Origin of the sequence: Herbidospora galbida (assembly GCF_005233835.1) — a bacterium.
Classification (GTDB): Bacteria; Actinomycetota; Actinomycetes; order Streptosporangiales; family Streptosporangiaceae; genus Herbidospora; species Herbidospora galbida.
Map to the genome: position 1 here is coordinate 336,731 of NZ_SZQA01000001.1, position 25,542 is coordinate 362,272.

Below are 25,542 nucleotides of genomic sequence, written 5' to 3' on the forward strand. Positions count from 1 at the left end.
GTCCCGCGCACACGCGAGCAGGTCTGACGGCCGTTGCAGATCACCGAGCGACAGGTCGGCCAAGTCGGTGGCGGGTCGGTGAGGCGATGGGGATGCCCGGCCGGAGGATGTGGGATCGGCGGCCGACTCGCCGATGCCGTCCAGGACACTTGACTGAAATCCATTCTCACATGAGATGAAAAAAGTCGTGACATTAGTTTCCTCCAACCTCTTGACCTATGAGAGAGCGCTCTCAAAGATCAGTGGTGCCCCCCAAGGAAGGAACGAACCATGACGACCACCCGCCGGCCCTATCTCGGCAGGTTGTTCGCCTTAGGGCTGCTACTGGCGGCCTCCGTCGTGTCGACAGGCCCGGCCGCCACTGCGGCGGCGCCGGTGGCCGACCTCGGCTCGAACGTCACCGTCTTCGACCCGAGCATGCCGCTCAGCACGATCCAGGCGACCCTCGACGCGGCGCACGCCGCCCAGGTCGACAACGAGATGGGCACCACCCGGCACGCCTACCTCTTCAAGCCGGGCACCTACGGGACCGCCGAGCAGCCGCTGCACTTCAAGGTCGGCTACTACACCGAGATCGCCGGTCTGGGCGCCTCGCCCACCGACGTCGTCATCAACGGCAAGGTCGAGGTCTACAACCGCTGCCTGACGCCCACCAACTGCATCGCCCTGACCAACTTCTGGCGGACCATCTCCAACCTGTCGATCAACATCACCGGCAAGGGCTCGGAGGGCTGCCGTACCGGAACGAACTTCTGGGCGGTCTCCCAGGCGGTGTCCATGCGCCGGCTCAACGTCACCGGCGGCAACCTGTCGCTGATGGACTACTGCACCGCCGGCCCGCAGTACGCCAGCGGCGGCTTCATCGCCGACTCCAAGCTGCCGTCCGTCACGAACGGATCGCAGCAGCAGTGGCTGACCCGCAACAGCGAGGTCGCCAGCTGGTCGAACGCCGTGTGGAACCAGGTGTTCGCGGGCACCGTGGGCGCTCCCGACGACTCCACGTTCCCGAGCCCGCCCTACACCACGCTCGACACCAACCCCGTCAGCCGGGAGAAGCCCTACCTGTTCGTGGACGCCGAGGGCGACTACAACGTCCGGGTGCCCGCCGCGCAGAAGAACTCCCGTGGCATCACCTGGGCCAACGGCCTGACCCCGGGGTACACGCTGCCGCTCAGCGACTTCTTCATCGCCAAGCCGTCGGACTCGGTGAAGGACATCAACAAGGCCCTCGAACAGGGCAAGCACCTGCTGCTCACGCCCGGCGTGTACGACGTCGAGCGGAGCATCGACATCAAGCGCGCGAACACGGTCGTCCTGGGCATCGGGCACGCCACGCTGACCGCCGTCAACGCCGCGACTCCGGTCGAGATCGCCGACGTCCCCAGCGTGATCTTCGCCGGCGTGACCATCGACGCGGGACTCAAGAAGTCGCAGGTCCTGCTGAAGGTGGGCAAGAAGGACAAGCGGAGCCACAACCCGGCGGACAACCCGACGACCCTGTCCGACGTGTACTTCCGCGTCGGCGGCCCCCACATCGGCCGGACCAACACCGCGCTCGAGGTCAACACCGACAACGTGCTCATCGACCACACCTGGGTGTGGCGCGCCGACCACGGTGTCGAGGGCTTCACCGACACCCAGCGGTGGAACACCAACGACGGCCGCAACGGCGCCATCATCAACGGCGACAACGTGACCGCGACCGGCCTGTTCGTCGAGCACTTCCAGCGCTACAACACGATCTGGAACGGTGAGAACGGCACCACGATCCTCTACCAGAACGAGCTGCCCTACGACCCGCCGACGCAGGCCGACTGGATGAACGGCGACGTCGAGGGCTACGCCGGCTACAAGGTCGGCAACGGCGTCCAGAAGCACCAGCTCTACGGCGGCGGCGTCTACGTCTTCAACCAGAACAACCCGTCGATCCACACCGAGAACGGCTTCGAGGTGCCGGACCGTCCGGGCGTGAAACTGCACCACATCATGACCGTCAACCTCAGCGCCGGCATCATCGACCACGTCGTCAACGGCGTGGGCGGCCCGGCCGACCTGACGCGGGTCGGTTCGCCGGTGTACATCACCGACTACCCCGCTCCGTAGTCCGACCCTCGGGTGGGCCGCCCGGCCCACCCGAGGATCCTCGCGCGGGACGCCGCCGCGCTCGGCTGGGGTGTCTCCAGCGAGGGACCCGGCGTGACCAACCTGGAACCCGGGGGCTTCGCCTCTCCGAACCCCGGCGGCCGAGTGCGGGTGCGCGGATGCCTGCCGGAGAACGACGATCCGGTCGAGTAGGCCACTTCGCGCGTGCACGTGTCATGACCGTCGAAGAGCCCTCGTAGGGCACTCCGCCGACCGGGCCTTGGAAGCAGCACCGCGCGATGCCTTCAGCTTGTCGGGTTTCCGACTCGGCCGACCCCTTGACCGGATGTCCCGCAGTCGGTGTGTGCAACCGGCCCCGCGGCCCGCAAGGTCCGGCGACCTTGGGCTCCCCCTGGATGACTGGGATCGCTTCCCCGCAGACGACCAACTTCATCTGCGCGATCTCGTCCTGATATCCAAGCCCCGTAGCCGACCCCGCTTTCGATCGAAACTATCGGAGTCTTGTCGAAAGTTCTGGCGGGGACGCCCTGCAGGTGACGCCGGAAACCCATGATCATCGTGGTGCGCCATCGCCCCCTCTCGGCATGCGATCGGCCCCTCACGGCGAAAGTTTCACGCTGTGCGCCCGGAACCAGAACGAAGCTTCCCCGGCCGTCCCAGCACAGAGGCGGACTGCGCACGACCGCGTCCTGAGTTACGTATCAAGCTGCTTGACATCCGTGAACAGGTCGTATGTGCTCCCTTGCGTTACACGCCATGCCGATAAGCCCTCAGAGATGTCAGCGCTCCCACGGTTTCGCGGCTCCGGGCATTCGATGCCCCTGAAGGAGAGGAACGCAGAACATGTCTTTATCGTCGGCCCGGCCCCGACAGCCGGAGGGAATCGCGAATGTTCAGGAATAGGTCCGTCTTCGGGGCCGTGGCGCTCGCGGCGGCATTCGTCCTGGTGGCGGGGCACGCGGCGGTGACCAGCGGGACCAGCGCAGGCTCCTCGGCGTTCGCCGCCGCGACCTCGGGATGCGGGAAGAACCCGACGCTGACCAGCGGAACCCACACCATTCAGTCCAGCGGAAGGAATCGCAGCTTCATTCTGCGGATTCCGTCGAACTACAACAACAACAATCCCTACCGCCTGATCTTCGGCATTCACTGGCTGAACGGCACCATGAACGACGTCGACTCCGGTGGAAGCAGCGGTGCCTCCTGGTCCTACTACGGCCAGCGGCAGCTGTCGAACAACAGCACGATCTTCATCGCGCCCCAGGGCCTCAACAACGGCTGGGCCAACTCCAACGGCGAGGACGTCACCCTCTTCGACGACATCCTGCAGCGCGTGGAGGCCGACCTCTGCATCGACACCTCGCTGCGGTTCGCCATGGGCTTCAGCTACGGCGGCGGCATGAGCTTCTCCCTCGCGTGCAGCCGCGCGAACGTCTTCCGGGCGGTCGCGGTCTTCGCCGGCGCGCAGCTCAGCGGATGCAACGGCGGCAACCAGCCCATCGCCTACATGGGCCTGCACGGCATCACCGACAACGTCCTGAACATCTCGCAGGGACGGGCGCTGCGGGACAGGTTCGTGCGCAACAACGGCTGCACCTCCCAGAACCCGCCGGAACCGTCGTCGGGCAGCCGGGGGCACGTCGTCACCGCCTACTCGGGGTGCCAGGCCGGATATCCCGTCGTCTGGGCCGCGTACGACAACGGCCACACGCCGGCCCCGGTGGACGGGACCTACACGGAGAACGGCGCCCAGACCTGGACCAAGACGGAGGTGTGGAGGTTCATCTCCCAGTTCCAGAGCACGTCGGGGCCCAACCCGACGCCCAGCCCCAGCCCCAGCCCCAGCGCCAGCCCCAGCGCCAGCCCGACGCCCACTCCGACGCCGACCCCCGGCACCAGTTTCCGCCTGCGCAACGAGGCCGCCGGACGCTGCGTCGACTCTCCCAACAGCGCCAGCGCCAACGGCACCCTGCTGCAGATCTACGACTGCCACTCCAACGCCAACCAGCTCTTCAGCTACGGCTCAGGCAGACTCTCGACCCTCGGCAAGTGCCTCGACTCCCCCACGAACGCCGGATCGGGCACCCGCGTCCAGCTGTGGGACTGCCACACCAACAGCAACCAGCAGTGGACCTTCAACTCCAACGGCACCGTGACCAGCGGCGCCAACAACCTGTGCCTCAATGCCACGGGCACCGGTAACACCGCCACCGTGACGGTCGCCTCGTGCAACGGCCAGGCCAGCCAGAGATGGACCCGGGCATGACCCGCTAGCGAACCGCGAACCGACCGCCACTGGGTTGTGGCGGTCGGTTCGTCGTCTTGGGCCGGGGTCAGCTGCGCAGGGTCCAGCGCTGGTTCTGCTGTCCGTTGCAGGACCAGAGGATGAGCCTGGTGCCGTTGGCCGTGCCGGCCGCGTTGGCGTCCAGGCACTTGCCTGACTGCACGCCGGTGATGGTGCCGTTGGAGTTGACGTTCCACCGCTGGTTGGCTCCGCCGTTGCAGTCCCAGATGATCACCGGGGTGCCGTCGGCGGTGCCCTGACCGGAGGCGTCGAGGCACTTGGTGCCGTGCACCTGCAGCTGCCCGGACGAGGTGCGGGTCCATCGCTGGGTGGTCGTCGTGGCGGAGCAGTCCCACAGGTGGACGGCCGAGCCGTTGGCGCTGCCGTTGTTGACCACGTCGACGCACCGGTTCGACTGGCCGCCGACGATCTGGACGCCCTGCTGCGGGGTGCCGCCCGACGGCGCGTAGCCGGCGGCGGTGATGTTGGCCTGCACGGCGTTCTCGGTGGCCTCCGACGGGTAACCGGAGGTCAGCACGCCCTCGAAGAAGGTGCCTCGGCCGGAGACGCTGTTGTCGCCGCCGATGCCGAGCAGGATCGCGCCCTCCTTCTTCATCGGGTGGTAGCCGTTGGGCCGTCGCCCGTCGAAGTAGGTGGTCAGGCCGCCCGACTGGGCGTTGCCGCCGCGGATGGCCCAGTGGTTGGGCTCGCCCTTGACGATGGCGGTGACGAAGCGGTGGTTGATCGGGGCGAGGTTGTTGTAGCCCGCGTTCACTCCGGAGAACAGGCCCCATTCCAGGTCGGCCATGATCCAGGGACCGGCTCCGGCCCCGTAGCCCCACTGCTTGTTGGCCCCGAAGTAGACGGTCTCCATGATGGCGGGGGCGTCGGCCTGGCCGTCGGTCTGCGCGTTGCCGTAGTCGAAGCAGCACCACTGGTTGTAGTGGGTGCCGTCGAGGACGGCGTAGATGCCCTCGGGCTGGTCGCCGGTGGCGACGCCGTTGGTGTTGTTGTTGCGGTAGCCGGTGCCGGGCTCGATGCGGACGCCGTAGGCCTTCTGGCCGCCGACGGTGATGGGGGCGGCCTTCGCGTCGGCCAGGTTGTCCCAGCCGCCGGGGGCGGGGCCGGGCCAGTAGCCGGGCGGGGCCTGGGTGAGGCGGTTGTCACGGCCCGACTGGTCGTAGAGGATCGTGATGACGCAGCTGGTGTCGGCGCAGAACGCGTCCTGGGTCGCGGCGTTGACCACCCCGCCCGCGCTGAGCAGCCCGATGTCGCGGGTGGTGTTGTCCGAAGACCGCCTGACCTGGTAGAGCGGGCCGTTGAAGGCGCCGTACAGGGCGCGGGTGGTGCTGTGTGCGGCGACGCAGGGAGTGCCGCCCGCCGCGTAGATGTCGCACGGGCCGGTGGTGGCGGCCTGCGCCGTGGGCACGTAACCGCTCGCGGCCAGGAGGAACGAGATCCCGGCCGTGGCCAGCAGGCTTTTCAACCTCGTCTTCACGCCATCAGCTCCTGGTCCACTTCTGGCTGCTGGTGCCGGTGCAGGACCACAACTGGACCCTGGTCCCGTTCGCGGTGCCGAAGTTGCTCGCCTCCAGGCACTTGCCGGAGTGCACGCCGGTGACGGTGCCGTCGGCGTTGAGGTTCCACTGCTGGTTGGTCTGGCCGTTGCAGTCCCAGATGATCACCGCGGTGCCGTTGGCGGTGCCCTGGCCGGAGGCGTCGAGGCACTTGTTGCCGTAGACCCGCAGTTCCCGGGCGGAGGTCGTCGTCCACTGCTGGTTGGCGGCGCCGGCGTTGCAGTCCCACAGGTGCACGGCCGCGCCGTTGGCCTGGGAGACGTTGGCGACGTCCAGGCACCGGTTCGCGTTCTGGTTGCGCAGCACCGACGTCGACCCGTTGCCGGGATCGGTGGAGGGAGGCAACAGGGTGATCGTGTAGGTGTCGTCGATGGCGGTGTGCGGCAGGTTGACCGTCGTGGCGTTGCCCGACAGGGTCACCACGGCGTTCTGGACGGTGACCGGGGCGGTGACGGCCCCGCCTCCGTTGGACGGGATGCGCTCGGCGACGACCCGCACCTGGTTGTTCTGCACGATGCCGCTGGTGGCGTCGAGGCGCTGCAGGTTGACGGCGACGTTGCCGGTCGTGGTGCCGCCGCCGACCAGGATCTTGGCCGTCCCGGACGCCTTGGTGGCGAAGGCGTCGTAGTTGGCGCTGGGGGTGACGGAGACGATCTGGCCGGTCTGCGAGCCGTAGAAGCGGTAGGCCCACCATTCGCCCTTGGGCTGGTACTGGCCCGAGGAGTTGCGGACGAGCAGGTTGCCGAGGTCGTTGTGCAGGTTTCCGCCGCCCGCCCAGTTGGCGCGCAGGCCGTCGGCGCCGGCCCGCTCCAGGCGCGCGATGTACCAGGCGCCGTCGGCGGGGTTCTGCTCGTTGGAGGCCCCGTACTCGTTGATCTGGTAGGGCCGGGGGTGCGGGATGCTCCGGGAGTTCAGCGTGGTGTTGGCCGCCGCGACGTTGGCCACCGGGTCGCCCGGCAGGGAGTGCCAGCTGATGATGTCGGGCACCACGTTGTTGGCCTTGACGTAGTCGAGGTAGGCGTTCCAGAACGCGTGGCCGGTCGACGGCACGCACGCGCAGCTCGGCCCGACGATCAGATGCGCCGGGAACGCGGCCCTGATCCGCTGGTAGGTGCGCCGCCACAGCTCGAAGTACTGGGACTGGGGGCGGTTCCAGAACAGGGTGATGTTGGGCTCGTTCCACAGGTCCCACTGCACCGGCGCGCCGGTGGCCTGCACGTCGGCGATCAGGCGGGTGAGGAAGTTGTCGTAGTCGGTCCAGTTGCCGTTGTCGCCGGGGAAGCGGGAGATCGGGTAGCCGTCGGCGCCCCACAGGTCATGGACGAGCAGGATGAACTCCCCGCCGAGCGAACGGGTGCGCAGTAACTGGGCGCGGGTGGCGTTCCAGCGGCGGTCGTACTTGCCCGACACCCAGCCGCCGGGGCTGTCGAGCTGGGCCCCGCCGGCCCGCATGTAGCGGAACTTCACGTCGGTGAAGTACTGGCTGGGCGGGCCGGACGCGTTCTCCGTCATGCCGTAGATCCAGCCGGAGGCCCGGTAGGTGGGCGTGCCGCCGCCGGCGGAGAAGTCGACGCTGATGGACTGGTCGGCCGCCTGGGCGGGCGTGGCCGTTGTCACGACGGGGACCGCGACGAGTGCGCCGACCGCGAGGAAGGCCGCGAGCACGCGGCGGCTCCGGCGGGCGATGTCGCCAACGTTCATCTCGGATCTCTCCTCATTGGGGGGTGCTGAGCACAGGTGAGGGAAGCGGCTTCACGGCGGTCGCGACACCCGGAAAAGCCTGACGATCGAATCGATTCGACCGCAGATTAGATCTCGCCCCCAGTGCTGTCAACAACGCGCGTCAGGCACGCTGCTCCCTCTCGCCACGGCCGGCTCGCCTGGGGTCGGCATACCGGCCGGGTACAATAAGCAGGCTTATCGATGAGGTGTAGACGTCATCTTCCGGTTGAAATGCCGATTGAGGTCGTATTCGGTCAGGCGATGAGTATGAAACTTTCATTCTCATGCAGAGGATTGTCGCTGCCGTCTGCCTGTCGCAACGCCGCGTCCGCCGCACTGACGGCGGCAGACGCGAGAGAGCGCCTTCTTGACAAAGGAGGAGCGGATCTTACCCTGAGGTCCTCACCTGATCGAATCGATACGACGCCCACCGACAGGAGACAGCGTGCTCCCCGCTCCTCTGTTGCGGCTCCGCCGTCGGGTCGCTCCGGCCGCAACCGCGCCGCTCGCCCTGGCCCTGCTCACCCTGTCTCCCGGACGGAGCCGGCCGAGGCCGCCCCCGCCGTCTACGAGCCCAGCATCCGGCCGCCCCCTGGCAGCACGGCGGCCTGTAGCTCGTCGAGGAGTCCAAGCGGCTCGACTTCCTGGCCTACTGACAACCAGGCCGACGCGTGGCGCAAGGGAGTCGTCGTCGCCTCCGAGGACGGCTTCCACCTCGAGGGCGCGGTGTTCGACTACGAACGACGCCGTCAGCAACCCGTCGTGGTCCTGCACCAACGGGATCTCGAACACGTCCGAAGGGGCCATGACCCGATCTCGGTAGTGCTTCCCCGCTGGTCGACGCCGGTTTCCGGTCAGGTAGTGCTGCGCAGGTGAGAGGCTCCGGGACTGAGGGCCAGGACCTGCAGTTTCGTGTTCGCGGCCTCATGAACCTCAGGTGCCAGGGGATCGGCAGTCAACTCCCGCAGACGGGAGCGGACTGCGGCCGTATCCGGCGCTGCCTCACACGCGCGCTGCTGAACCATCGGCTCGCAATCGTCAAGTCCCTCGACCACGACGGCTTCGGCTTCATGCGGCGCACATCCCCGAAGCCCGTCCAGGAACGCTTCCCGGGCAAGTGAATGAACCGTGCCTTCCCACGCGGCCACGAGCTCGCTCGCGGCTTCTCGGATCCCCAACCGGCCCAGGCCTCGTGCCGGAACCTCGGCAGCGCACCATTCTCCAGCGGCGACTGTGCGGTGCAACGCGGCCAGCAACACCGGCGCATCGCCCCGGTCACCGACCTCTGCCACCACACACTCCCCGAACGCGACGAGCGTGTCGTCGCCGCTGCCGATCCACGTGCGGGCGCGTGGCAGCGCGTCTGGCCCAAGGTGGTGGAGCGCCTGTTGGACACCAGGCAGCCACCCGGCCGCGTTGCGTAGGCCGGGGTCTTCGGCGAAGTCGAAGACGATGCGATCGCCGCGCCTGCCCAGTTCCTCCAGCGCCCGCCGCCGCCCGGAGCCGCCGGCAGCGACAAGCCCGATCAGGTCTTCGTTGTCGATGGCGACGATTTCGGGTCGTGTGTCGCGCCTGGCCGGTCCGGGTGAACGGGAGGCCTTGAGCTCGTCGACGATTCGCCGGACCCGCGGCTGGGACTGCGCGAACGTCGTCCACGGCTCCGTGTCGCACCAGATCGCCTGTGCAAGCTGGGCATCGTCGCGGTTGGCGATGATGTCGTCAGCGAGCCCGTCCCAGACGGCGGGAAGCTTCATCGCCCCGCTATCGCCGATCGCCTCCAGTGCCATGGACCAGTGCGGCCCGTCGATCGCGTACCCGCGCAGCACGGCCGCCGCGTCGAGTCGACCGACCATCAGAAGCAGGGCGAGGACCTGCAAGGCAAGCTCAACCGGTTCGGCGTCCTCGCCGTCGTATGTGAGCAGGTGCTGTTGGATCGGCGCCAGTGGCAGGTCGAGCCGAGCGATGAGACCGGCGAGGTAGCTGTCGCGTTGATCAAATTGACGGTCCCAGCGCGTGTCCGTGATCACGCACTCATACACCGCGTCGGCGGCGCCGGGGACGGTCGATGCGCGATGCACTGCGGCACCGCGTCCCCGTTGGAGCTGACCGCGGAACGAGGCCGGACTGTCATACTCGATCATCGACATGCAGTATCCCCGTGCTGGAGGCGCTGAGCGAGCGAATAGCGCCATGGCCATGACGCCCGGGGTGTGACGTCGATCGATCGCACCGCCTACCCGACGTTCAAGCGGATGGCGTCGCGTGATCCGGCCGACGCGTTCACCCCGTCGGACGACGAGATCGAGTGGGCGCGGGGCAGGTCCTCGACCGACGCGCATCTGCCGGCCCTGATGGTGTGGCTCAAGAGCCACCGACGCCTGGCTAGTTCCCAAGGCTGGAGGACGTACCGGACGCCGTTGTCGGACATTGATGGTGGCGGATCCGGCAACCGGGCGCAGCGGCTTCGACAAGCTGACGGATCCGCCGAAGGCGGCGAGCCCGACGAAGTTCAAGCAGCTCCTGGAGCACACGCGGTGGCTGGGCTCCTTCGGCCCCACCGCGCCTCCGGGACGTCGTCAACGCTTTCGCGGCCCTGGACGTGGCGCGGATGTGGAGCGACGGATCGGTGGCCGCGGTCGACGGCTCGCAGATCGAGACGTGGATCAGGGAATAAGCTCTCGCATCGCGGCGAGCGGCAACGACGGGTTAGCGGCCGCGGCCTCTACTACCTGCCAGTCTTCGTCGTGGAGTAGTTCGACGATCGCCGAGAGCGGCAAGGCGGGGTGGCGGGCGGCCAAGGGTCTGGCCCGGCGATCGTCGAGGCAGGCCAGCAGCGCCACGGCCGTGGCCCTGGGATGCCGAGCGATCTCGCGGAACGCCTTCTGCACCGGCGGCCGGTGCTGAGCGAGGTCCTCCAGCAACCGGGCCGTGGCGTCCGGGTTTGACGGCCACTCTCGCCAGCACCCGCGCACCGTGGCGTGCGACCATCGCACGGAGCTGCGCCTCGGACAGGCCCGGGTGCGGCGCGACGGACGTGACCACCTTCGCATCGGGATCGTCGGCGAGCGCGCCGCGGATCTCGGGTGACGGGTCGCGCCGCTGGGCGAGCAGCATGCGTACCGCCGGGATCGCTGACGCGGCCAGTGCCATGATCTCGGCCCCAGAGGCAGATGCGATGCGCGGCAGGAGTACCTGGCCGATCCGGGTGTTGCCTGCGACGTCGGACAGAACGTCGAGCGGCACCTCGGGATGGTGGGCGAGTCGACGCCGGACGTCGTGGCCCCGATCGGTGGCCAGGGCGCGGATCAGGTTCTCGCCGATCGAGGGGTTGCCCGCGAGCGTTGCGCGCACCCAAGGGATGGGCGCCCGGCGGCGGTGGGCAGTCAGATCGTTCGCAGTTCGGATCGTGAACGAAAGGGACCGGTTCTCGATCACAGACCACGCAGGACCGCGCCGACGGCAGCCCGTCACCGGTCAGCAACGACGCCAGTACAGTTGGCGGCGTCCCTTCGTTGGCCGCCACCGAACGACGAACATCGGCATGCGAATGCGCCGCAAGCTCGCCGGCGATGTCCGCGGGCGCCCACAGCGCGAGCTCAGTGACCACCCGGACATCGGGGTCGGAGCCGAGTGTCTGCATCACATCCGATGAAGACCCCCGCCGTCAGTGCCAGGTGACCTCACCGTTTCGCAGGTCGTCGAGCAGCCTCCGTACGTACTCCGCCTCCGCCGCCACCACCGCCCGCTGATATTCGGTCTCCACCAGGAACACCCGCGGCAGGAAGTTCGCGCCGTCCGCGAGTTCGGCGTCGAGGGCCGCCGCTCTGGTCTCCAGGGCGGTGAGCCGTTCGGTCAGCGCCTCGACGGCCTCGGGGACGGTCAGCACCGGCAGGAAGGCCAGGGCCGCCGGGAACTCCGGGAACTCGCGTTTGGGGACGGCGAGCATGGTGCGCATCCACTCCCGCAGCGTGTCGCGGCCGGCGGGGGTGGGTTCGTAGACGGTGCGCTCGGGGCGGTTCTCGTCGCGGGTCGTCGTCTGGACGGCGATCAGGCCGTCGCGGAGCAGGCGGTCGATCGTCTGGTAGACGCTGTTGCGCTGCGCGACGTTGACGACGTCGTCCTTGTGGCGCTCCTTGATCAGTTGCTGCATGCGGTAGGCGTGCATCGGCATCTCCACGACGAGTGAGAGGACCGCCATCGCCAGAGGTGATCGCCGGGATGTCATGACGGCCATCGTATTTGTTAGTCATTTTATGTATAGTCATAGTATGACCAAGGATGCATTGATCATCGGTGGCGGTATCGCGGGGCCGGTCACGGCCATGGCACTCCGGAAGGCCGGGCTCGGGGTCCGGCTCTTCGAGGCGTACGACCGGGGCTCCGACGGCGTCGGGGCGTTCCTGACCCTGGCTCAGAACGGGCTCGAGGCGCTGAAGGTCCTCGACCTGCACGACCTCGTGGCCGACCTCGGGATGGACACGCCCGAGGGGGTGATGGTCAACGCGAAGGGCCGCGAACTGGCCGTCATCCCGCAACCGAGCCGGACGCTCCGGCGGGGCGACCTCTACCGGACGCTCCGCGACGAGGCCGTCCGGCGCGGGGTGAGCGTCGAATACGGCAGACGGCTGACGGACGCGGGCGTCGTCGGCGGCGGCGTACAGGCCCGGTTCGAAGACGGGACCACGGCGGACGGCGCGCTGCTCATCGGCGCCGACGGCCTCTGGTCGCGGACCCGCACGATCATCGATCCCGGCGCGCCGAGGCCCCGGCACCTGGGGCTGCTCAACACGGGCGGGTTCGCCGAGGGGGTGCGCGTGCCGGGGCGGCCCGGCGTCAGCCACTTCGTGTTCGGGCGGCGCTGCTTCTTCGGGTACCTGATCCACCCGAACGGCGAGGTCTGGTGGTTCGCCAACCCGGCCAGTCCCAAGGAGCCGACGGCCGCCGACCTGGCCGCTGTCACTCCGTCGGCGCTCATCGATCTGTTCCGCGACGACACCGGGCCGATGCGCGACATCATCGCGGCCACGCCCCACGTCATGCCGGCCTGGAACACCTACGACCTGCCGACCGTTCCGACCTGGTCGAACTCCCACATGGTGATCGTCGGCGACGCCGCCCACGCGACCTCGCCGTCGTCGGGGCAGGGCGCGTCGATGGCGATCGAGGACGCGGTCGTCCTGGCCAAGTGCCTGCGCGACCACGAGACGCCGGAGGCGTTCGCCGTCTACGAACGGCAGCGCCGGGCGCGCGTGGAGCGGATCGTCGCGCAGGGCAAACGCAACGGCGGCGGAAAGGCGCCCGGTCCGGTCGGCGCCTACCTCCGCGACCTGTTCCTGCCGGTGGTGCTACGGCAGGTGGCGAAACGAGGGTCGCTCTCCTGGATGTACGACCACCGCATCACCTGGGACGAGTCCGCTCAGCGCTTGGCGTAGAGCTTCTTCAGCTTGGCCACGGCCTTCTTGGTGTTCTTCACAGTGGTCGGCCAGGTCGAGTGGCCCTTGGCGGACTTGCCCTGGTAGACGATCACTCCGCTCTTGTACGCCACCAACACGAACTCCGACACGAAGGCCGGGACGTAGTTGAAGGAGATCTCGAACGCGTAGGTCGCGTCGCCCAGGTTGGCGACCTTCTTCCGCTTGAAGACGTGCTTCCGGTGGAGCGTGGTCTGCCCGTCACAGGCCGGCCAGACCTTCGAGGCGGCGGACTTCATAATCTTGATCGTGGCGGCGTCGCCGGTGAAGACCTGCTGCAGCGCGGCGACCTTCCCGACCGTCGTCACCGTGGGGTGACTTCCGCCGAAGACCTCGTCGTAGGCCTTGAGGGCGTCCATGCAGCGGGCGTTGTCGACCCAGAACCGGGACACGATCCCCGCGTCCGACTCCCCCACGAGCACCGCCGTGCCCTTCCCGAAGTCCTTCTTGGTCAGCAGAGCCTGCTTGAGCTCCGCCGTCGACAGCGGCGCCACCGCCAGCGCACCCGCCAGGACCAGTGCCGTGATCATCCTCTGTCTCCTCGTGCGCGCCAGGGGGTGGTGGGAGGACGGTAGCGGCACCCGAGCCCTTGATCAACTGGGGATTGAAAGGTTCAGGGCTGACCTGGGGGTTCGTCGGGTCGACTTGCCGGGGGCGGGTCTTCTGAGGTGACGATCGGGGGTCGGTCTTCGCGTCTTGGGGGTGCCATGAGGCTCCTGCGCGTGCTTGTCGGGGTCATGCTCGTGTTCGTCGTTCTTCCGGGGGTGGCCTGGGCCGCTCCGGGATGTGCGGTGACCTACAGGGCTGATTCGTGGCCGGGAGGGTTCACCGCGACGGTCACCGTCAAGAACACCGGTGATCGGATCGACGGCTGGGCGCTGCGGTTCGACTTCGCGGCCGGGCAGACGATCACCCATGGCTGGTCGGCGCGGTGGAGCCAGGCCGGGACCCGGGTTCAGGCCCTGAACGAGCCGCACAACCGGGTGCTCGCGCCGGGCGCGACGGTGACCATCGGCTTCAACGGCCGCTGGAGCGGCGGCAACCCCGCTCCCACCCAGTTCACCCTGAACGGCACCAGCTGCGGCGGGCCGCCCTCGCCAAGCCCGTCGCCGTCCCCGTCCCCGTCTCCTTCACCGAGTCCGTCGCCCAGCCCGTCGCCGTCCCCTTCGCCTTCGCCCTCGCCTTCGCGGGTCGACAATCCTTACCTCGGGGCGCGCGGCTACCTGAACCCCGACTACGTCGCGAACGTCAACGCCGCCGCGACCGCCGCGGGCGGGGACGTCGGCACCGCGATGCGGAAGGTCGCGTTCCAGCCGACCGCCCTGTGGCTGGACTCCGTGGCGGCGATCGGGTCGATCAGGGGCGGACTGGGGCTGCGGGAGCACCTGGAACGGGCTCTGGTCCAGTCGCTGTCGCAGGGGAACATGGATCCCGTCGTCGTGACGCTCGTGCTGAGCGATCTTCCGGGCAAGGAGTGCTCGTCGTGGTGGTCCACGGCGGAGTTCCCCATGACGGCCGACGGGCTGGCGGCGTACAGGAACCAGTTCGTGGACCCCATCGCGGCGATCCTGGCCGACCCCCGCTACGCCCGGCTCAGGATCGTCACCCTGGTCGAGCCGGAGACGCTGGGCAACATGGTCTCCTGGCCCCAGGAGACCCCGTGCGTGGAAGCGCGCACCTCCGGGGTGTACCTCCAGGGGATCAGGCAGGCCATCACGGCCCTCGGGGCGGTCCCCAACGTCTACGTCTACCTCGACGCCGCCAGGTCCTCGGTCGCCGGGTGGACCGAGGTGTCCGGGCCGTTCGTCGACCTGCTCGCGGAGGTCGTCGAAGGAACGCCGGGAGTGCACGGGTTCGTCACCAACGTCGCCAACTACGTCCCGGTGGACGAGATCTTCCTCCCGGACACCGCCAAGCTGGTCGCCGGCCAGCCGCTGTACTGGACCCGGTGGGTCGACTGGAATCCCCACATCGACGAGGACGACTACACCCGCTTCCTGCGCGCCGCCCTCATCGAGGCGGGGTTCCCGGCGGACATCGGCATGCTGATCGACACCTCGCGCAACGGCTGGGGCGGGTCCGCCAGGCCGACCGCCGTCAGCACCTCCTTCGACGTCAACACCTACGTCGACCAGTCGAGGCTCGACCGGCGCATCAACCGCTACAACTGGTGCAACCAGCTCAACGCGGGCATCGGCGAACGTCCGGCCGCCGCTCCGAGACCCGGGGTGGACGCCTTCATCTGGGCCAGGCCGCCGGGTGAGTCGGACGGCGCGAGCGACGGGCCCAACCGCTGGTGCGACCCGACTTACGCCCCGCCGATCGGGTCGTACCGGCCGTCGGGAGCGACGCCGGGCGGGCCGGGCTACGGGATCTTCTGGCCGTCCTACTTCCGGGATCTCGTCCGGAACGCCTATCCGCCGCTCTGACGAGCGGCGGGTTACGCACGATCCGGTCCCAGGTCGATCTCGGCGCTTGTTTCGGAGGGCTCCTGGTGTCGCCGCCGTCGCGGGCGCGCTGCTATCGCTGATCGCCTTCACCCTCAACCCGGCGCTCGCCTTCGGCGCGCTCGTCCTGGGCGCGGGGGCGGCGCTGGGCCAGGTCCTCGCCGGCGTCCTCCTCATCGGCGCCCTGGTCCAGGTGGTGTTCCTCGCCCCGGGGATCGCAATCGTGATCTACGGTCTGGTCCGGGTCCGGCCGTCCCTGTCAGCGCTCGCGGGCTGCGCCGGCGCCGGTCTCCTCACTTGTCGCCACGGCGCTGACCAGCCGATATATCTCGCCTATAACGTCATGGCGCAGAGTGGTGCCCGTCAGGTCGGCCGATCAGCCGCAGGTCGCCTGACGGGGAAGCCCGGCGGCGTACGTGTCCCACTCGGCGGCGGTGAGGTCACGTCCGGACGCCCGGCACAACCGAGAGACCGCCTCGGCGGGGTCGAGCGACCAGCGGATGATGCGGCCGGAGTCGTCACCGCTGATCAGCTCGCCCGCCGGGGTGAAGGTGAGGGCCTTGATCGGCAGAGTGGGGCCGGTCAGCCGGGCGATGGGGCGCCGGCTGGCCAGGTCCCACACGATGATCGTGCGGTCCTCCCCGGCCGAGGCGAGCAGCCGCCGGTCGGCGCTGAAGGCGACGGCGTGGACGGGCGCGGTGTGGCCGGGCAGGGTGGCGAAGGTCCGTCCGGCCGGGTCGTGCAGTTTGACGGTACGGTCCGAGCCCGACGTGGCGATCGTCTTCCCGTCGGGGCTGAAGGCGACGTCCAGGATCGACCCGTGGCCCGGTCGTACCCGGGAGATCTCCTTGTCGGTGGCGGTGTTCCAGAGCAGCAGCAGGTCCGACGGGCCGACCGAGACCAGCAGCGGGTCGCGCGGGCTGTAGGCCACCACCGTCGACAGGTACGGCGGGGCCGTGAACGGCGCCTGCTTCGGCGCGGCGGGGTCGGTGACGTCCCAGCGGAACCGGCTGAGCGCGGTCGTCACCAGCACCCGGCCCGAGGGGTCGAACGCCACGCTGGTGGTGGCGCCCGTGCCCGCGTAGCGGGTCTCGCTCAGCCGCCGCCGCGTGGGCACGTCCCACAGGGTGAGGCTGTGGTCGCGGCCGACGGCCGCCAGCACCCGGCCGTCGGGGCTGAAGGCGATCGACCTGACCTGGTCGGGATGGCCGTCGAGGATGGCGACGGGCTGTCCGGTCAGGTCCCACAGGCGGACGGTCCGGTCGCTGCCGGCCGAGGCGACGGTCGTACCGTCGGGGCTGATCTGGAGGTCGTTGACGGCCTGGCTGTGGCCGCCGAACAGCGGGACCGCGCGCTCGCGGATCACGATCGACCGGCCCATGCCACCTGAGGCGAGCCGGGAGCCGTCGGCGCTGAGGGCCAGGGCGCGGGTCTCGGCCCGGCTCCGGTCGAGGTAGGTCTCCACGGGCTGCCTGCGGGTCAGGTCCCAGATGGTGATCATGCCGTCTTCGTCGGCCACCGCGACCCGGTCGCCGGCGGGCGCGGACACCTCCCACGCGTAGGGGCCGCTCGTCGGCAGCGCGAACAGGGAGGAGACGGCGTCGCGGGTCAGCCGCCAGAACCGGGCGCCGCCGGTGTCGGAGGCGGTGACCAGCGTCTCCCCCGAGACGATCACCCGGTGGACGTGCTCGACGGGCACCTCGGCGTGGCGGCGGCCGGTGCGGACGTCCCACACGACCGTCTCGTCGGGGCCGGTGGCGACCAGCAGCGAGTTCCCGGCGCCGAAGGCCAGCGAGCCGATCTTCGGCCCATGCGTGTCGATCACGCGGTGGGCGCGATCGGGCAGCGTCCACAGGTCGATGGTGCCGTCGTCGTGGCCGACCGCGACCGTGGCGCCGTCGGTGGAGAAGGCCATGGCGGGGGTGAGGTCGGTGAGCCGTTCGGCGAAGACGGCCTTCATCGTGGTGGTGTCCCAGACCACGACCGAGCCGCGCGCCTTCGCCACGACCGGCTCGCGGGCGGTCGAGGCGAGATAGCGCCCGTCGGCGCTGAACGCCACGGTCCTGACGTAGAGCGGCACGTCGGCCGGGTGATCGGTGAGGGTGGCGATCCGCCGGTGGTCGCGGTCCCACACCGCGACGGTGCCGCTGACCCCGGCACCGGCCATCATGCCGCCGTCGGGGCTGAACGCCAGCGCGTAGACGCCCGAGTCGTCTGCCTGGACCTCGACCCGCCGCCGGGCCGCCGCCGCCACGCTCAGCACGCCGCCGACCGTCTCGGCGTCGCCGTTGAGGCGGTGGGCGGCGACCGCGAGCAGGCCCGCCAGGTCGGGGTCGGTGTCGAGCAGGAACCGGGCCGTCAGCGACAGCCGGCCGGAGGCGGCGGTGTGCTGCTGGCGCTGCGCCTCCCGTCCTTGGCCGACCGCGACGCCGCCGCTGACGAAGGCCACCAGGAGCAGCGCCGCGATCCCGGCGACCATCCGCTTGAGCAGCCGGTTGCGCCGCCGGACCGCGACGATCTCGTCGTGCTCGGCCTCCCGGGAGGCGGTCAGGAAGGCGGTCTCCAGGGCGTTCGGCTCGCCGGGGTGCTCTTCGGCCCACGTACGGGCCGACGACAGCCGCGCCCCCCGGTAGAGCATGCCGGGGTCGCGGCCCTGGGCGTCCCAGAGCCGGGCGGCGTCGGTGACGCCCCGGTGCACCAGCAGCGCGGCGCGGTCGTCGGTGAGCCAGCCGCGCAGCCGGGGCCAGTTGCGGATCAGCGCCTCGTGCGCGACCTCGGCCGAGCCCTCGCCGAGGGTGACCAGCCGGGCGGCGGCCAGCCGCAGCAGCACCCCGGTGACCACCGGTTCGGGGGCGATGCCGACCAGTTCGGCGGGAGAGACCGGGCGGCGGGTGTCCTCGGTGCCCTCTCCCAGGGCCGACAGGCGCAGGAAGATCCTCCGGGCGACCTGGCGTTCCCGGGGGGCGAGGTCGGCGTACACCTGCTCGGCGGTCTGGGCGATGGCCCCGGTGACGCCGCCGGTGCCGTGGTAGGCCTTCAGGCTGAGCAGGGTGCCCTCGCGGGCCCGCCAGGTCTCCAGCAGGGCGTGCGAGACGAGCGGCAGCCCGCCCGGTTCGGCGACGGCGGCGGCGACGATCTCGGCCAGCATCTCGGGCTGCACCCGCAGCCCCGCCCGCGCGGCCGGGCCGACGACGATGTCCCGCAGCTCGGCGGTCGACGGCGGCCCCACCAGTAACTGGGCCTCGCCGCGGAGCGCCTCGACCAGGTCGGGATAGCGGGTCAGCCGGCCCAGGAAGTCGGCCCGGACGCCCAGCACGACCCGCCGCCCGGGTTCGAGCAGCCGGACCACGAAGGCCCGCCGCTCCGCCTCGTCGGCGCAGAGCGTGAAGAGCTCCTCGAACTGGTCGACGACCAGCAGCGCGCCGGTCTCCTCGGGCACCTGGGCGAGCGGGTGCTCCCCCGGCGTGACCAGCACGCTGCCCGGCCGGGCCCCGACCAGCCCGGCCCGCAGCAGCGACGACTTGCCACTGCCGGAGGCGCCGAAGACGGCCACGAGCGGCAGCCGGTCGGACAGGTCGACCAGCCGGTCGCGCAGCGCCTCCCGTCCGAAGAACCAGGCGGCGTCCGCCGCCTGGAAGGCCGCCAGTCCCCGGTACGGACACTCGCCGCTGTCGGCCGGAAGGGGGATCAGCTCCTCGTCCCCCCGCAGCATCGCCTCGTGCAGCCGCCGCAGGTCGAGGCCGGGTTCGACGCCGAGCTCCCGGTCGAGCACCTCTCTGGCCTCGTGGAAGCTCTCCAGCGCCTCGGCCTGCCGTCCGGACCGGTAGAGCGCCAGCATCAGCCGGCCGCGCAACCCTTCACGGAAGGGATGCCGCCGGGCCAGTTCGGTGAGGTCGGCGACGCTGTCCGCGGGACGACCGGCCCGCAGCAGGGCGTCCGCCCATGACTCGGCCGCGGCGAGCCGGGCCTCCTCAAGGGCGCGCGCGGCCTCGGCGACCGGCGGGCAGTCGGTGAACCCCTCGAATGCCTCGCCCCGCCACGTTCTCAGGGCCTCTCCCAGCCGTTTGGCGGCCAGTTCGGCCTCCCCGGCCGCCAGCGCCGCCTCGCCCTGGGCCGTCAGGTCGCGGAAGCGGCGGGCGTCGACCCCCGAGGCGTCGAGGGTGTAGCCGCCGGGCCCGCGGGTCAGCACGTCGTCGCCCAGGATTCGGCGGAGCCGGTGGACGTACAGGTAAAGATTGTGCCGCGCCGACGCGGGCGGCCGGTCGCCCCAGACCGCGTCGACGAGCGCTTCGGGCGACTGGGGCCGACCGGCCCCGGCCAGCAGTACGGCGAGCGTCAGCCGCAGCTTGCGGGCGTCTCCGAGAGAGACCACACGCCCGTCCCGGATGACCTGCAACGTCCCCAGTACGTTGAATTCCATCCAGCGTCACGACTCCCGGGCCCGAGCTTCTCGATCAAGGTGTCCAGGCTGGTCATGATCTTTTACTCTGTCAAGGCTTAATTGACCGATCTGAGGACTTTGCCTGCCGTCGGGAAGTTATGGCTGGTCATTGGGGTTTTTTGACTCATGGGGGCAGGTGAATCAGGCGGGGGAAGATCAATGGGCAAGTTGAGGCGTTCGTCGTTCCGGACGCGGAGGACACTCGCCACAGGCGTTCTCATGGCGCTGATGTGCCTGGGGCTGAGTCTGCTCTTCCTCATGTACGTGGGCGGCAAGGAGGATGACAACGCGCTGCACCAGGGGCTCATGGCCTGGAGCAAGGTCGAACCCCAGATCCGGCAGGGGACGCTGCCCTCGCTGCTGCCGCACGACGACGACGAGGCGATCCAGGTGCTGGACGCCAACGGCACGGTGGTCGCGGCGACCAGCCAGCTGACCGGCGCGCCGCCGATGGTCTCCTTCCATCCCACAAACGAGAAACTGAGCACCACCCAGGTCCTGTGCCCGCCGGCGGGGCTGTCGGGGTGCAAGACCGTGACCTCGATCAACGTCTACCAGCCCGACGGCATCTGGTCGATGCACGTGGCGACGCCGACGGTCCCCTGGTACGGCACCACCACCGCGGTGTTCCTGGCGGTCGGCACGTCCCTGCTGGTGACCACGGCGGTGAGCTGCTGGGTGTTCCGCGACATCTCCAAGGCGGTGGCGCCGGTCACCGCGATACAGCGGCAACTGGCCGACATCAGCGCCGCCCAGCTCGAACGCCGGGTCCCGGTGCCCGTCCCGTACAACACCTACGAAGAGGTCAGGGTCCTGGCCGAGACGGTGAACGGCACCCTCGACCGGCTGGAGGCCGCCTACGAACGCCTGCGGCGGTTCACCTCCGACGCCTCCCACGACCTGCGCAGCCCGATCACCGCGATGCGGCTGCAGCTGGACGAGGCCCTCACCTACCCCCAGGACGCCGACTGGCCGAAGGTCGCCACGGCGGTGCTCGCGGGTGTCGACCGGCTCCAGGCGATCGTCACCGACCTGCTGACCCTGGCCAAGCTGGACGCGGGCGCCCCCCTCAGCGGCGAGCCGACCGACCTGGGCGCACTCGCCGCCGCCGAGCTCGACCAGCGCGCCCACGGGGCGAAGATCGTCCGGCGCATCGAGGAGGGCGTGTGCGTCGACTGCGACCGGCTGCGCATCTCCCGGGTCCTCGTCAACCTGCTCGACAACGCCGAACGGCACACCGCGTCCCAGATCTCCGTCACCGTACGGGCCGAGAACGGGACCGCCGTCATGGAGGTCCTGGACGACGGCGACGGCGTCGCCGTCGCGGACCGCGAACGGGTCTTCGAACGCTTCACCCGGCTGGACGCGGCCCGCGACCGGGACTCGGGCGGGACCGGGCTCGGCCTGGCCATCGCCAGGGAGATCGCCCAGGCGCACGCGGGCACGCTGACCATCGAGGACAGCGACCGGGGCGCGCGCTTCGTGCTGCGCATCCCCCAGTGCCCGCCCCGTGCCCGCACGACCGAGGCGCCCCAGGAGAGCCCCGCCGAACGGCCGATCCCCCGCCGGCGGCTGGAGCGGCTGACGGCGATCGTCATGAACGGCCGGCGGCAGGTCGCCCCGCACGAGACGAATCCGGCACGCTAGGGCGCGGGGGCGTATGTTAGCAGTGACTACAAAACCCGGAGGGGGCCATGGCCGGCGGACGACCGCGGACCTTCGACAGCGACGCGGCCCTCGACGGGGCCATGGAGGTGTTCTGGCGTCAGGGCTACGAGGGCACCGGGATCTCCGACCTCCTCAAGGCGATGGGCATCAGCAACGCGCCCAGCCTCTACAACGCCTTCGGCAACAAGGAGCAGCTGTTCCGTAAGGTGCTCGACCGCTACGCGGAGGGCCCCGCGGGCTACATCCGCGAGGCGTTCCTGGAGCCGACGGCACGCGCGGCCGTGTCGACCCTCCTGCACGGCGCCGCCGACGCGACGACCCATCCCGACCATCCGCGCGGGTGCATCACGGTGCAGGGCGGCCTGGCCTGCTCGCCCGGCGCGGAGGCCGCCCGCGACGAACTGACGATGCGCAGGGCGGCCGGAGAGGCGGCCCTGCGGGAACGGCTGCGGCAGGCCGGCCAGAGCGGCGAACTTCCGGCGGGCAGCGATCCCGAGGCTCTGGCGCGCTACTTCACCACCATCTACCAGGGCATAGCCGTCCAGGCGGCCGGTGGCGCGACCCGGGAGCAACTGCACCAGGTCGTGGACCTGGCCATGACCGTCTGGCCGCAGTAGCCCCGACTCCTGTTTGACACCCGTCCTTTGTCGGGTCTAGTTTTTTAGTACTCACTAAAAAACAACGAGGAGCGGGATCATGGGACAGCTCGACGGCAAGACGGCCATCGTGACCGGGGGCACCAGCGGAATCGGCCTGGCCACCGCGGAGCGGTTCGCGGCGGAGGGCGCGCACGTCTTCGTGACCGGCCGCCGCCAGGACGCGCTCGACGCCGCCGTGGCCAAGATCGGCCCCAACGCGACCGGCGTGCGGGGCGACGTCGCCGACCTGGCCGACCTCGACCGGCTCTACGCCGCCGTCGCCGGGCAGAACCGGCGCGTCGACGTGCTCTTCGCCAATGCGGGCGGCGGCGAGTTCTCCACCCTGGAACAGGTCACCGAGGAGCACTTCGACCAGACCTTCGGCACCAACACCAAGGGCATGCTCTTCACCGTCCAGAAGGCGCTGCCGCTGCTCAACGACGGCGCCTCGATCATCCTGCAGGCGTCCAACGCGGCCACCCTCGGCAACGAGGCGTTCGGGGTGTACGCGGCCTCCAAGGCCGCCGTCCGGTCCTTCGCCCGCACGTGGGCGGCCGAGCTCAAGGGGCGCTCGATCCGGGTCAACGCCATCAGCCCCGGCACGATCGACACCCCCGGCATCGACGGCCTCGCCGCCGACCCGGAGGGGGCCGCCCAGCTCAAGTCGTACATGGCCGGCACCATCCCGATGGGCCGCGTCGGACGTCCGGAGGAGGTGGCCGGCGCCGTGCTGTTCCTCGCCTCCGACCAGAGCTCCTTCATCACGGGCATCGAGCTCTTCGTCGACGGCGGCCGGAACCAGATCTAGGCACATGACCATGCGACTGAGCCGAACGGGAATCTGGAGCATCGAACTGCGGACGGCCGACCCGCACGAGATCACCGACGCCGCCGCCGAACTCGACGAACTGGGCTGGGGCGCGTTGTGGATCCCGGGCCTGGGCGGCGGCGACGTCATCGGCGACGCCGAACGCCTGTTGCGGGCCACCCGCGACGCGACGGTGGCGATCGGGGTCGCGAGCATCTGGCGTCACCGGGCCGCCGACCTGGCGGCGGGGCACACGCGCCTCCAGGCCGCCTACGGCCGCCGGCATCTGCTCGGCCTCGGCGTCAGCGACCCGGCCGCCGCCCACGATGCGGGACGGCCGTATCGGCCCTTGGCCGACATGGCCGCCTACCTGGACAGACTCGAACAGGAACCCACGCCCGTGCCCCCTGGCGAGCGCGTCATGGCGGCGCTCGGCCCAAGAATGACCGAACTGGCCGGACGACGCACCGCAGGCGTCCATCCCTTCATGGTCACCCCGGAGTACTCCGCCGAGGCGCGCGAGCGGCTGGGCGACGGGCCTGTGATCGCGCCGTACCAGGCCGTCGTCCTCGAACGGGATCCGGGGAGGGCCCGCGCCGCGGCGCGCGACTTCCTGGCCGTGTTCCTCGGCATGGACCACTACGCGCGGAGCCTGCGGCGGCAGGGGTTCACCGAAAGCGACCTCGCCCACGGCGGCAGCGACCGCCTCATCGACGGCGTCGTGGCCTGGGGCGACGTCGACGCCATCGGCGCGCGCGTCCGCGCACACCACGAGGCCGGCGCCGACCACGTCTGCCTGCACGTCGTGGGGGCCGACTCGGCGACGCCCCTGCCCCAGTGGCGGGAACTGGCCCCGCTCGCCTCCTGATCCATGCCCCACCACCCCGACATGAGAGTTCCTGCTATGAACCACAGCGAAGACCCGGAAATCGGCAGGCGATGGCTGCTCAGGACGGCGGCCATCGGCGCCGCGGCCGCGCCCTTCCTCGCCGGAGGCACGTCGCCGGCCCTCGCCCGGCCGGCGGCCGGGAAGCCGACCCCCGCCACCCGCCTACCCGGCCTGCCGAAGGGCTTCTGGAAGACCTTCACCAGCCGATACGTCGACGTCGACGGAGTACGCCTGCACGCGGTGACCGGCGGTGAGGGCCCGCCCGTCCTCTTCATCGGCGGCTGGCCCCAGACCTGGTACGCCTGGCGGCACGTGCTGCCCGCGCTCGCCCCGGACTTCAGCGTCGTCGCGATCGACCCCCGTGGGGTGGGCCTGTCGGACAAACCCGTCTCGGGCTACGACTCCGGCACGCTCGCCGACGACGCGGTGAAGCTCATGAGAGCCCTCGGCCACCGACGATTCGCCCTCGTCACCCACGACGTGGGGTCATGGACGGGATACGCGCTCGCCTCGGACCACCCGGCGGCCGTGGACCGGTTCGTGGCCATGGAGACGATCACTCCCGGTCTCACCGAGCCCGGCGCGCTGCTGATCCCGGGGCAGTTGAACAACCTGCTGTGGCACTTCCCGTTCAACCGGGTCGACGGCGTCAACGAGCAACTGGTGCGGGGCCGGGAGGACCTCTACTTCAGGTACCAGTTCGCCTCCAAGGGCACAACGCCGACCTCGATGCCACCCGTGGCCGTCCAGGTCTACGTCGACGCGCTCAAGTCGAGCCCGCAGGCGCTGCGCGCCAGTTTCGAGTTCTACCGCGCGATCGACGAGATCATCGCCCAGAACGCCGAGCGGAAGAAGACCCGGCTCACGATGCCCGTCCTCGCCGTCGCGGGCGAGCGCGCCGTCGGGACCGGCGTGGAGACGGAGATGCGAGCCGTCGCCACGAACGTCGCCAGCGTGATCATCCCCGGGGCCGGTCACTTCCTCATGGACGAGAACCCCGACCAGGTGATCGCGGCCCTGACACCCTTCCTCGCCCCCTACCGGGGCGCGGCGAGGACGTCGCGCAGCACGTCCTCCGGCGTGACGCCCGCCAGTTCGCGCCGCAGTGACTCCTCGATGCCCTCATAGATGTTCTGCATGGCGGGTTGGATGCCGTAGCCGATCACGCATCCCGGATCGGGGGCGGCGCGGTGCATCGCGAACAGCGGGGGCGAAGGCCGTCGCCTTCAGGTCCGACCAGGCGGACACGTCCCGCGCGCCGGGGCTGATCGACGACGTGGTCGCGCACTTCGGCGGCCTGGACATCCTCGTCAACAACGCGGCGATCTCCCCGGAGCAGGACCGCACCGTGGACGACCCGGACGCCGACACCGCCGCGCTCGACCGGATGCACGCCACCAGCTACCTCGGCGTGATCGCCGTCATCCGGGCGGCCTCCCGGGTGCTGCGCGCCGACGGCTACGCCTGACCAAGACAACGAGACAAGGTGAGGAT

At 70.0% G+C, this 25,542-nt stretch carries 18 protein-coding genes; 11 read left to right on the forward strand and 7 right to left on the reverse strand.

The genetic code is table 11. The features are described from left to right. The first annotated feature begins 270 nt into the window (after positions 1–270). The 3 genes from FDA94_RS01635 (at position 271) to FDA94_RS01645 (ending at position 4,369) form a co-directional block, all read left to right on the forward strand. Positions 271–2,103, forward strand: a complete 1,833-nt coding sequence (locus FDA94_RS01635) for an adenylyl cyclase (protein WP_137245198.1) — start codon at positions 271–273, stop codon at positions 2,101–2,103. Between the two features lie 12 nt (positions 2,104–2,115). Continuing rightward, a complete protein-coding gene (locus FDA94_RS01640; RefSeq protein WP_137245199.1) occupies positions 2,116–2,295 on the forward strand; it encodes a hypothetical protein in 180 nt (59 codons plus the stop codon). 697 nt (positions 2,296–2,992) lie between these two features. Beyond that, a complete protein-coding gene (locus FDA94_RS01645) occupies positions 2,993–4,369 on the forward strand; it encodes a ricin-type beta-trefoil lectin domain protein (RefSeq protein WP_137245200.1) in 1,377 nt (458 codons plus the stop codon). Positions 4,370–4,436: 67 nt separating this feature from the next. Here the strand turns inward: FDA94_RS01645 and FDA94_RS40255 are convergent, their stop codons facing one another. The 5 genes from FDA94_RS40255 to FDA94_RS01675 form a co-directional block, all read right to left on the reverse strand. After that, positions 4,437–5,885, reverse strand: coding sequence for an arabinofuranosidase catalytic domain-containing protein (locus FDA94_RS40255; protein ID WP_137245201.1), 1,449 nt, complete (start codon positions 5,883–5,885; stop codon positions 4,437–4,439). A 4-nt stretch (positions 5,886–5,889) separates the two neighbouring features. Beyond that, a complete protein-coding gene (locus FDA94_RS01655) occupies positions 5,890–7,665 on the reverse strand; it encodes an RICIN domain-containing protein (RefSeq protein WP_137245202.1) in 1,776 nt (591 codons plus the stop codon). 875 nt (positions 7,666–8,540) lie between these two features. Beyond that, positions 8,541–9,833: a hypothetical protein gene (locus FDA94_RS01660; RefSeq protein ID WP_137245203.1), complete on the reverse strand. Its 1,293-nt coding sequence runs from the start codon at positions 9,831–9,833 to the stop codon at positions 8,541–8,543. Between the two features lie 559 nt (positions 9,834–10,392). Then, positions 10,393–11,121 carry a hypothetical protein gene (locus tag FDA94_RS01670; RefSeq protein WP_137245204.1) on the reverse strand — a complete coding sequence of 243 codons (729 nt, stop codon included), beginning with the start codon at positions 11,119–11,121 and terminating at the stop codon, positions 10,393–10,395. Between the two features lie 229 nt (positions 11,122–11,350). Next, positions 11,351–11,911: a PadR family transcriptional regulator gene (locus FDA94_RS01675; protein WP_246059451.1), complete on the reverse strand. Its 561-nt coding sequence runs from the start codon at positions 11,909–11,911 to the stop codon at positions 11,351–11,353. A gap of 43 nt (positions 11,912–11,954) precedes the next feature. On the opposite strand from FDA94_RS01675, the gene FDA94_RS01680 reads away from it, so the two are divergent. Next, complete coding sequence (locus FDA94_RS01680; protein ID WP_137245205.1) at positions 11,955–13,118, forward strand: FAD-dependent oxidoreductase; 1,164 nt, start codon at positions 11,955–11,957, stop codon at positions 13,116–13,118. Here FDA94_RS01680 and FDA94_RS01685 read toward each other — a convergent pair. Continuing rightward, positions 13,103–13,687, reverse strand: coding sequence for a hypothetical protein (locus tag FDA94_RS01685; protein WP_137245206.1), 585 nt, complete (start codon positions 13,685–13,687; stop codon positions 13,103–13,105). The two genes, FDA94_RS01680 and FDA94_RS01685, sit on opposite strands and share 16 nt — an antisense overlap. A 177-nt stretch (positions 13,688–13,864) precedes the next feature. Here FDA94_RS01685 and FDA94_RS01690 point away from each other — a divergent pair, with 177 nt between their 5' ends. Continuing rightward, the gene (locus FDA94_RS01690; RefSeq protein WP_137245207.1) at positions 13,865–15,586 is read left to right on the forward strand and encodes a glycoside hydrolase family 6 protein; all 1,722 of its coding nucleotides are present in this window, start codon (positions 13,865–13,867) and stop codon (positions 15,584–15,586) included. Between the two features lie 394 nt (positions 15,587–15,980). Here FDA94_RS01690 and FDA94_RS01695 read toward each other — a convergent pair whose 3' ends face one another. Further along, positions 15,981–20,024 (reverse strand): nSTAND1 domain-containing NTPase, encoded by a 4,044-nt coding sequence (locus tag FDA94_RS01695; RefSeq protein ID WP_137245208.1) that lies wholly within the window; start codon positions 20,022–20,024, stop codon positions 15,981–15,983. A gap of 240 nt (positions 20,025–20,264) precedes the next feature. Between FDA94_RS01695 and FDA94_RS01700 the strand changes: the two genes are divergently transcribed. The 6 genes from FDA94_RS01700 to FDA94_RS01725 all read left to right on the forward strand — a co-directional run bounded on the left by FDA94_RS01700 (position 20,265) and on the right by FDA94_RS01725 (position 25,516). Beyond that, positions 20,265–21,692, forward strand: a complete 1,428-nt coding sequence (locus FDA94_RS01700) for a sensor histidine kinase (RefSeq protein ID WP_246059453.1) — start codon at positions 20,265–20,267, stop codon at positions 21,690–21,692. Between the two features lie 47 nt (positions 21,693–21,739). Next, positions 21,740–22,330 (forward strand): TetR/AcrR family transcriptional regulator, encoded by a 591-nt coding sequence (locus tag FDA94_RS01705; protein ID WP_137245210.1) that lies wholly within the window; start codon positions 21,740–21,742, stop codon positions 22,328–22,330. 79 nt (positions 22,331–22,409) lie between these two features. After that, on the forward strand, positions 22,410–23,159 hold the full coding sequence (locus FDA94_RS01710) for a glucose 1-dehydrogenase (RefSeq protein WP_137245211.1): 750 nt from the start codon (positions 22,410–22,412) through the stop codon (positions 23,157–23,159). A gap of 10 nt (positions 23,160–23,169) precedes the next feature. Next, entirely contained in the window at positions 23,170–24,027 is an 858-nt protein-coding gene (locus tag FDA94_RS01715; protein WP_137245212.1) for a TIGR03620 family F420-dependent LLM class oxidoreductase, read from the forward strand. Between the two features lie 36 nt (positions 24,028–24,063). Beyond that, positions 24,064–25,176, forward strand: a complete 1,113-nt coding sequence (locus tag FDA94_RS01720; protein ID WP_137245213.1) for an alpha/beta fold hydrolase — start codon at positions 24,064–24,066, stop codon at positions 25,174–25,176. Further along, complete coding sequence (locus FDA94_RS01725) at positions 25,154–25,516, forward strand: SDR family oxidoreductase (RefSeq protein ID WP_212735111.1); 363 nt, start codon at positions 25,154–25,156, stop codon at positions 25,514–25,516. The genes FDA94_RS01720 and FDA94_RS01725 overlap by 23 nt, the downstream gene beginning before the upstream one ends. Positions 25,517–25,542: the final 26 nt, after the last annotated feature.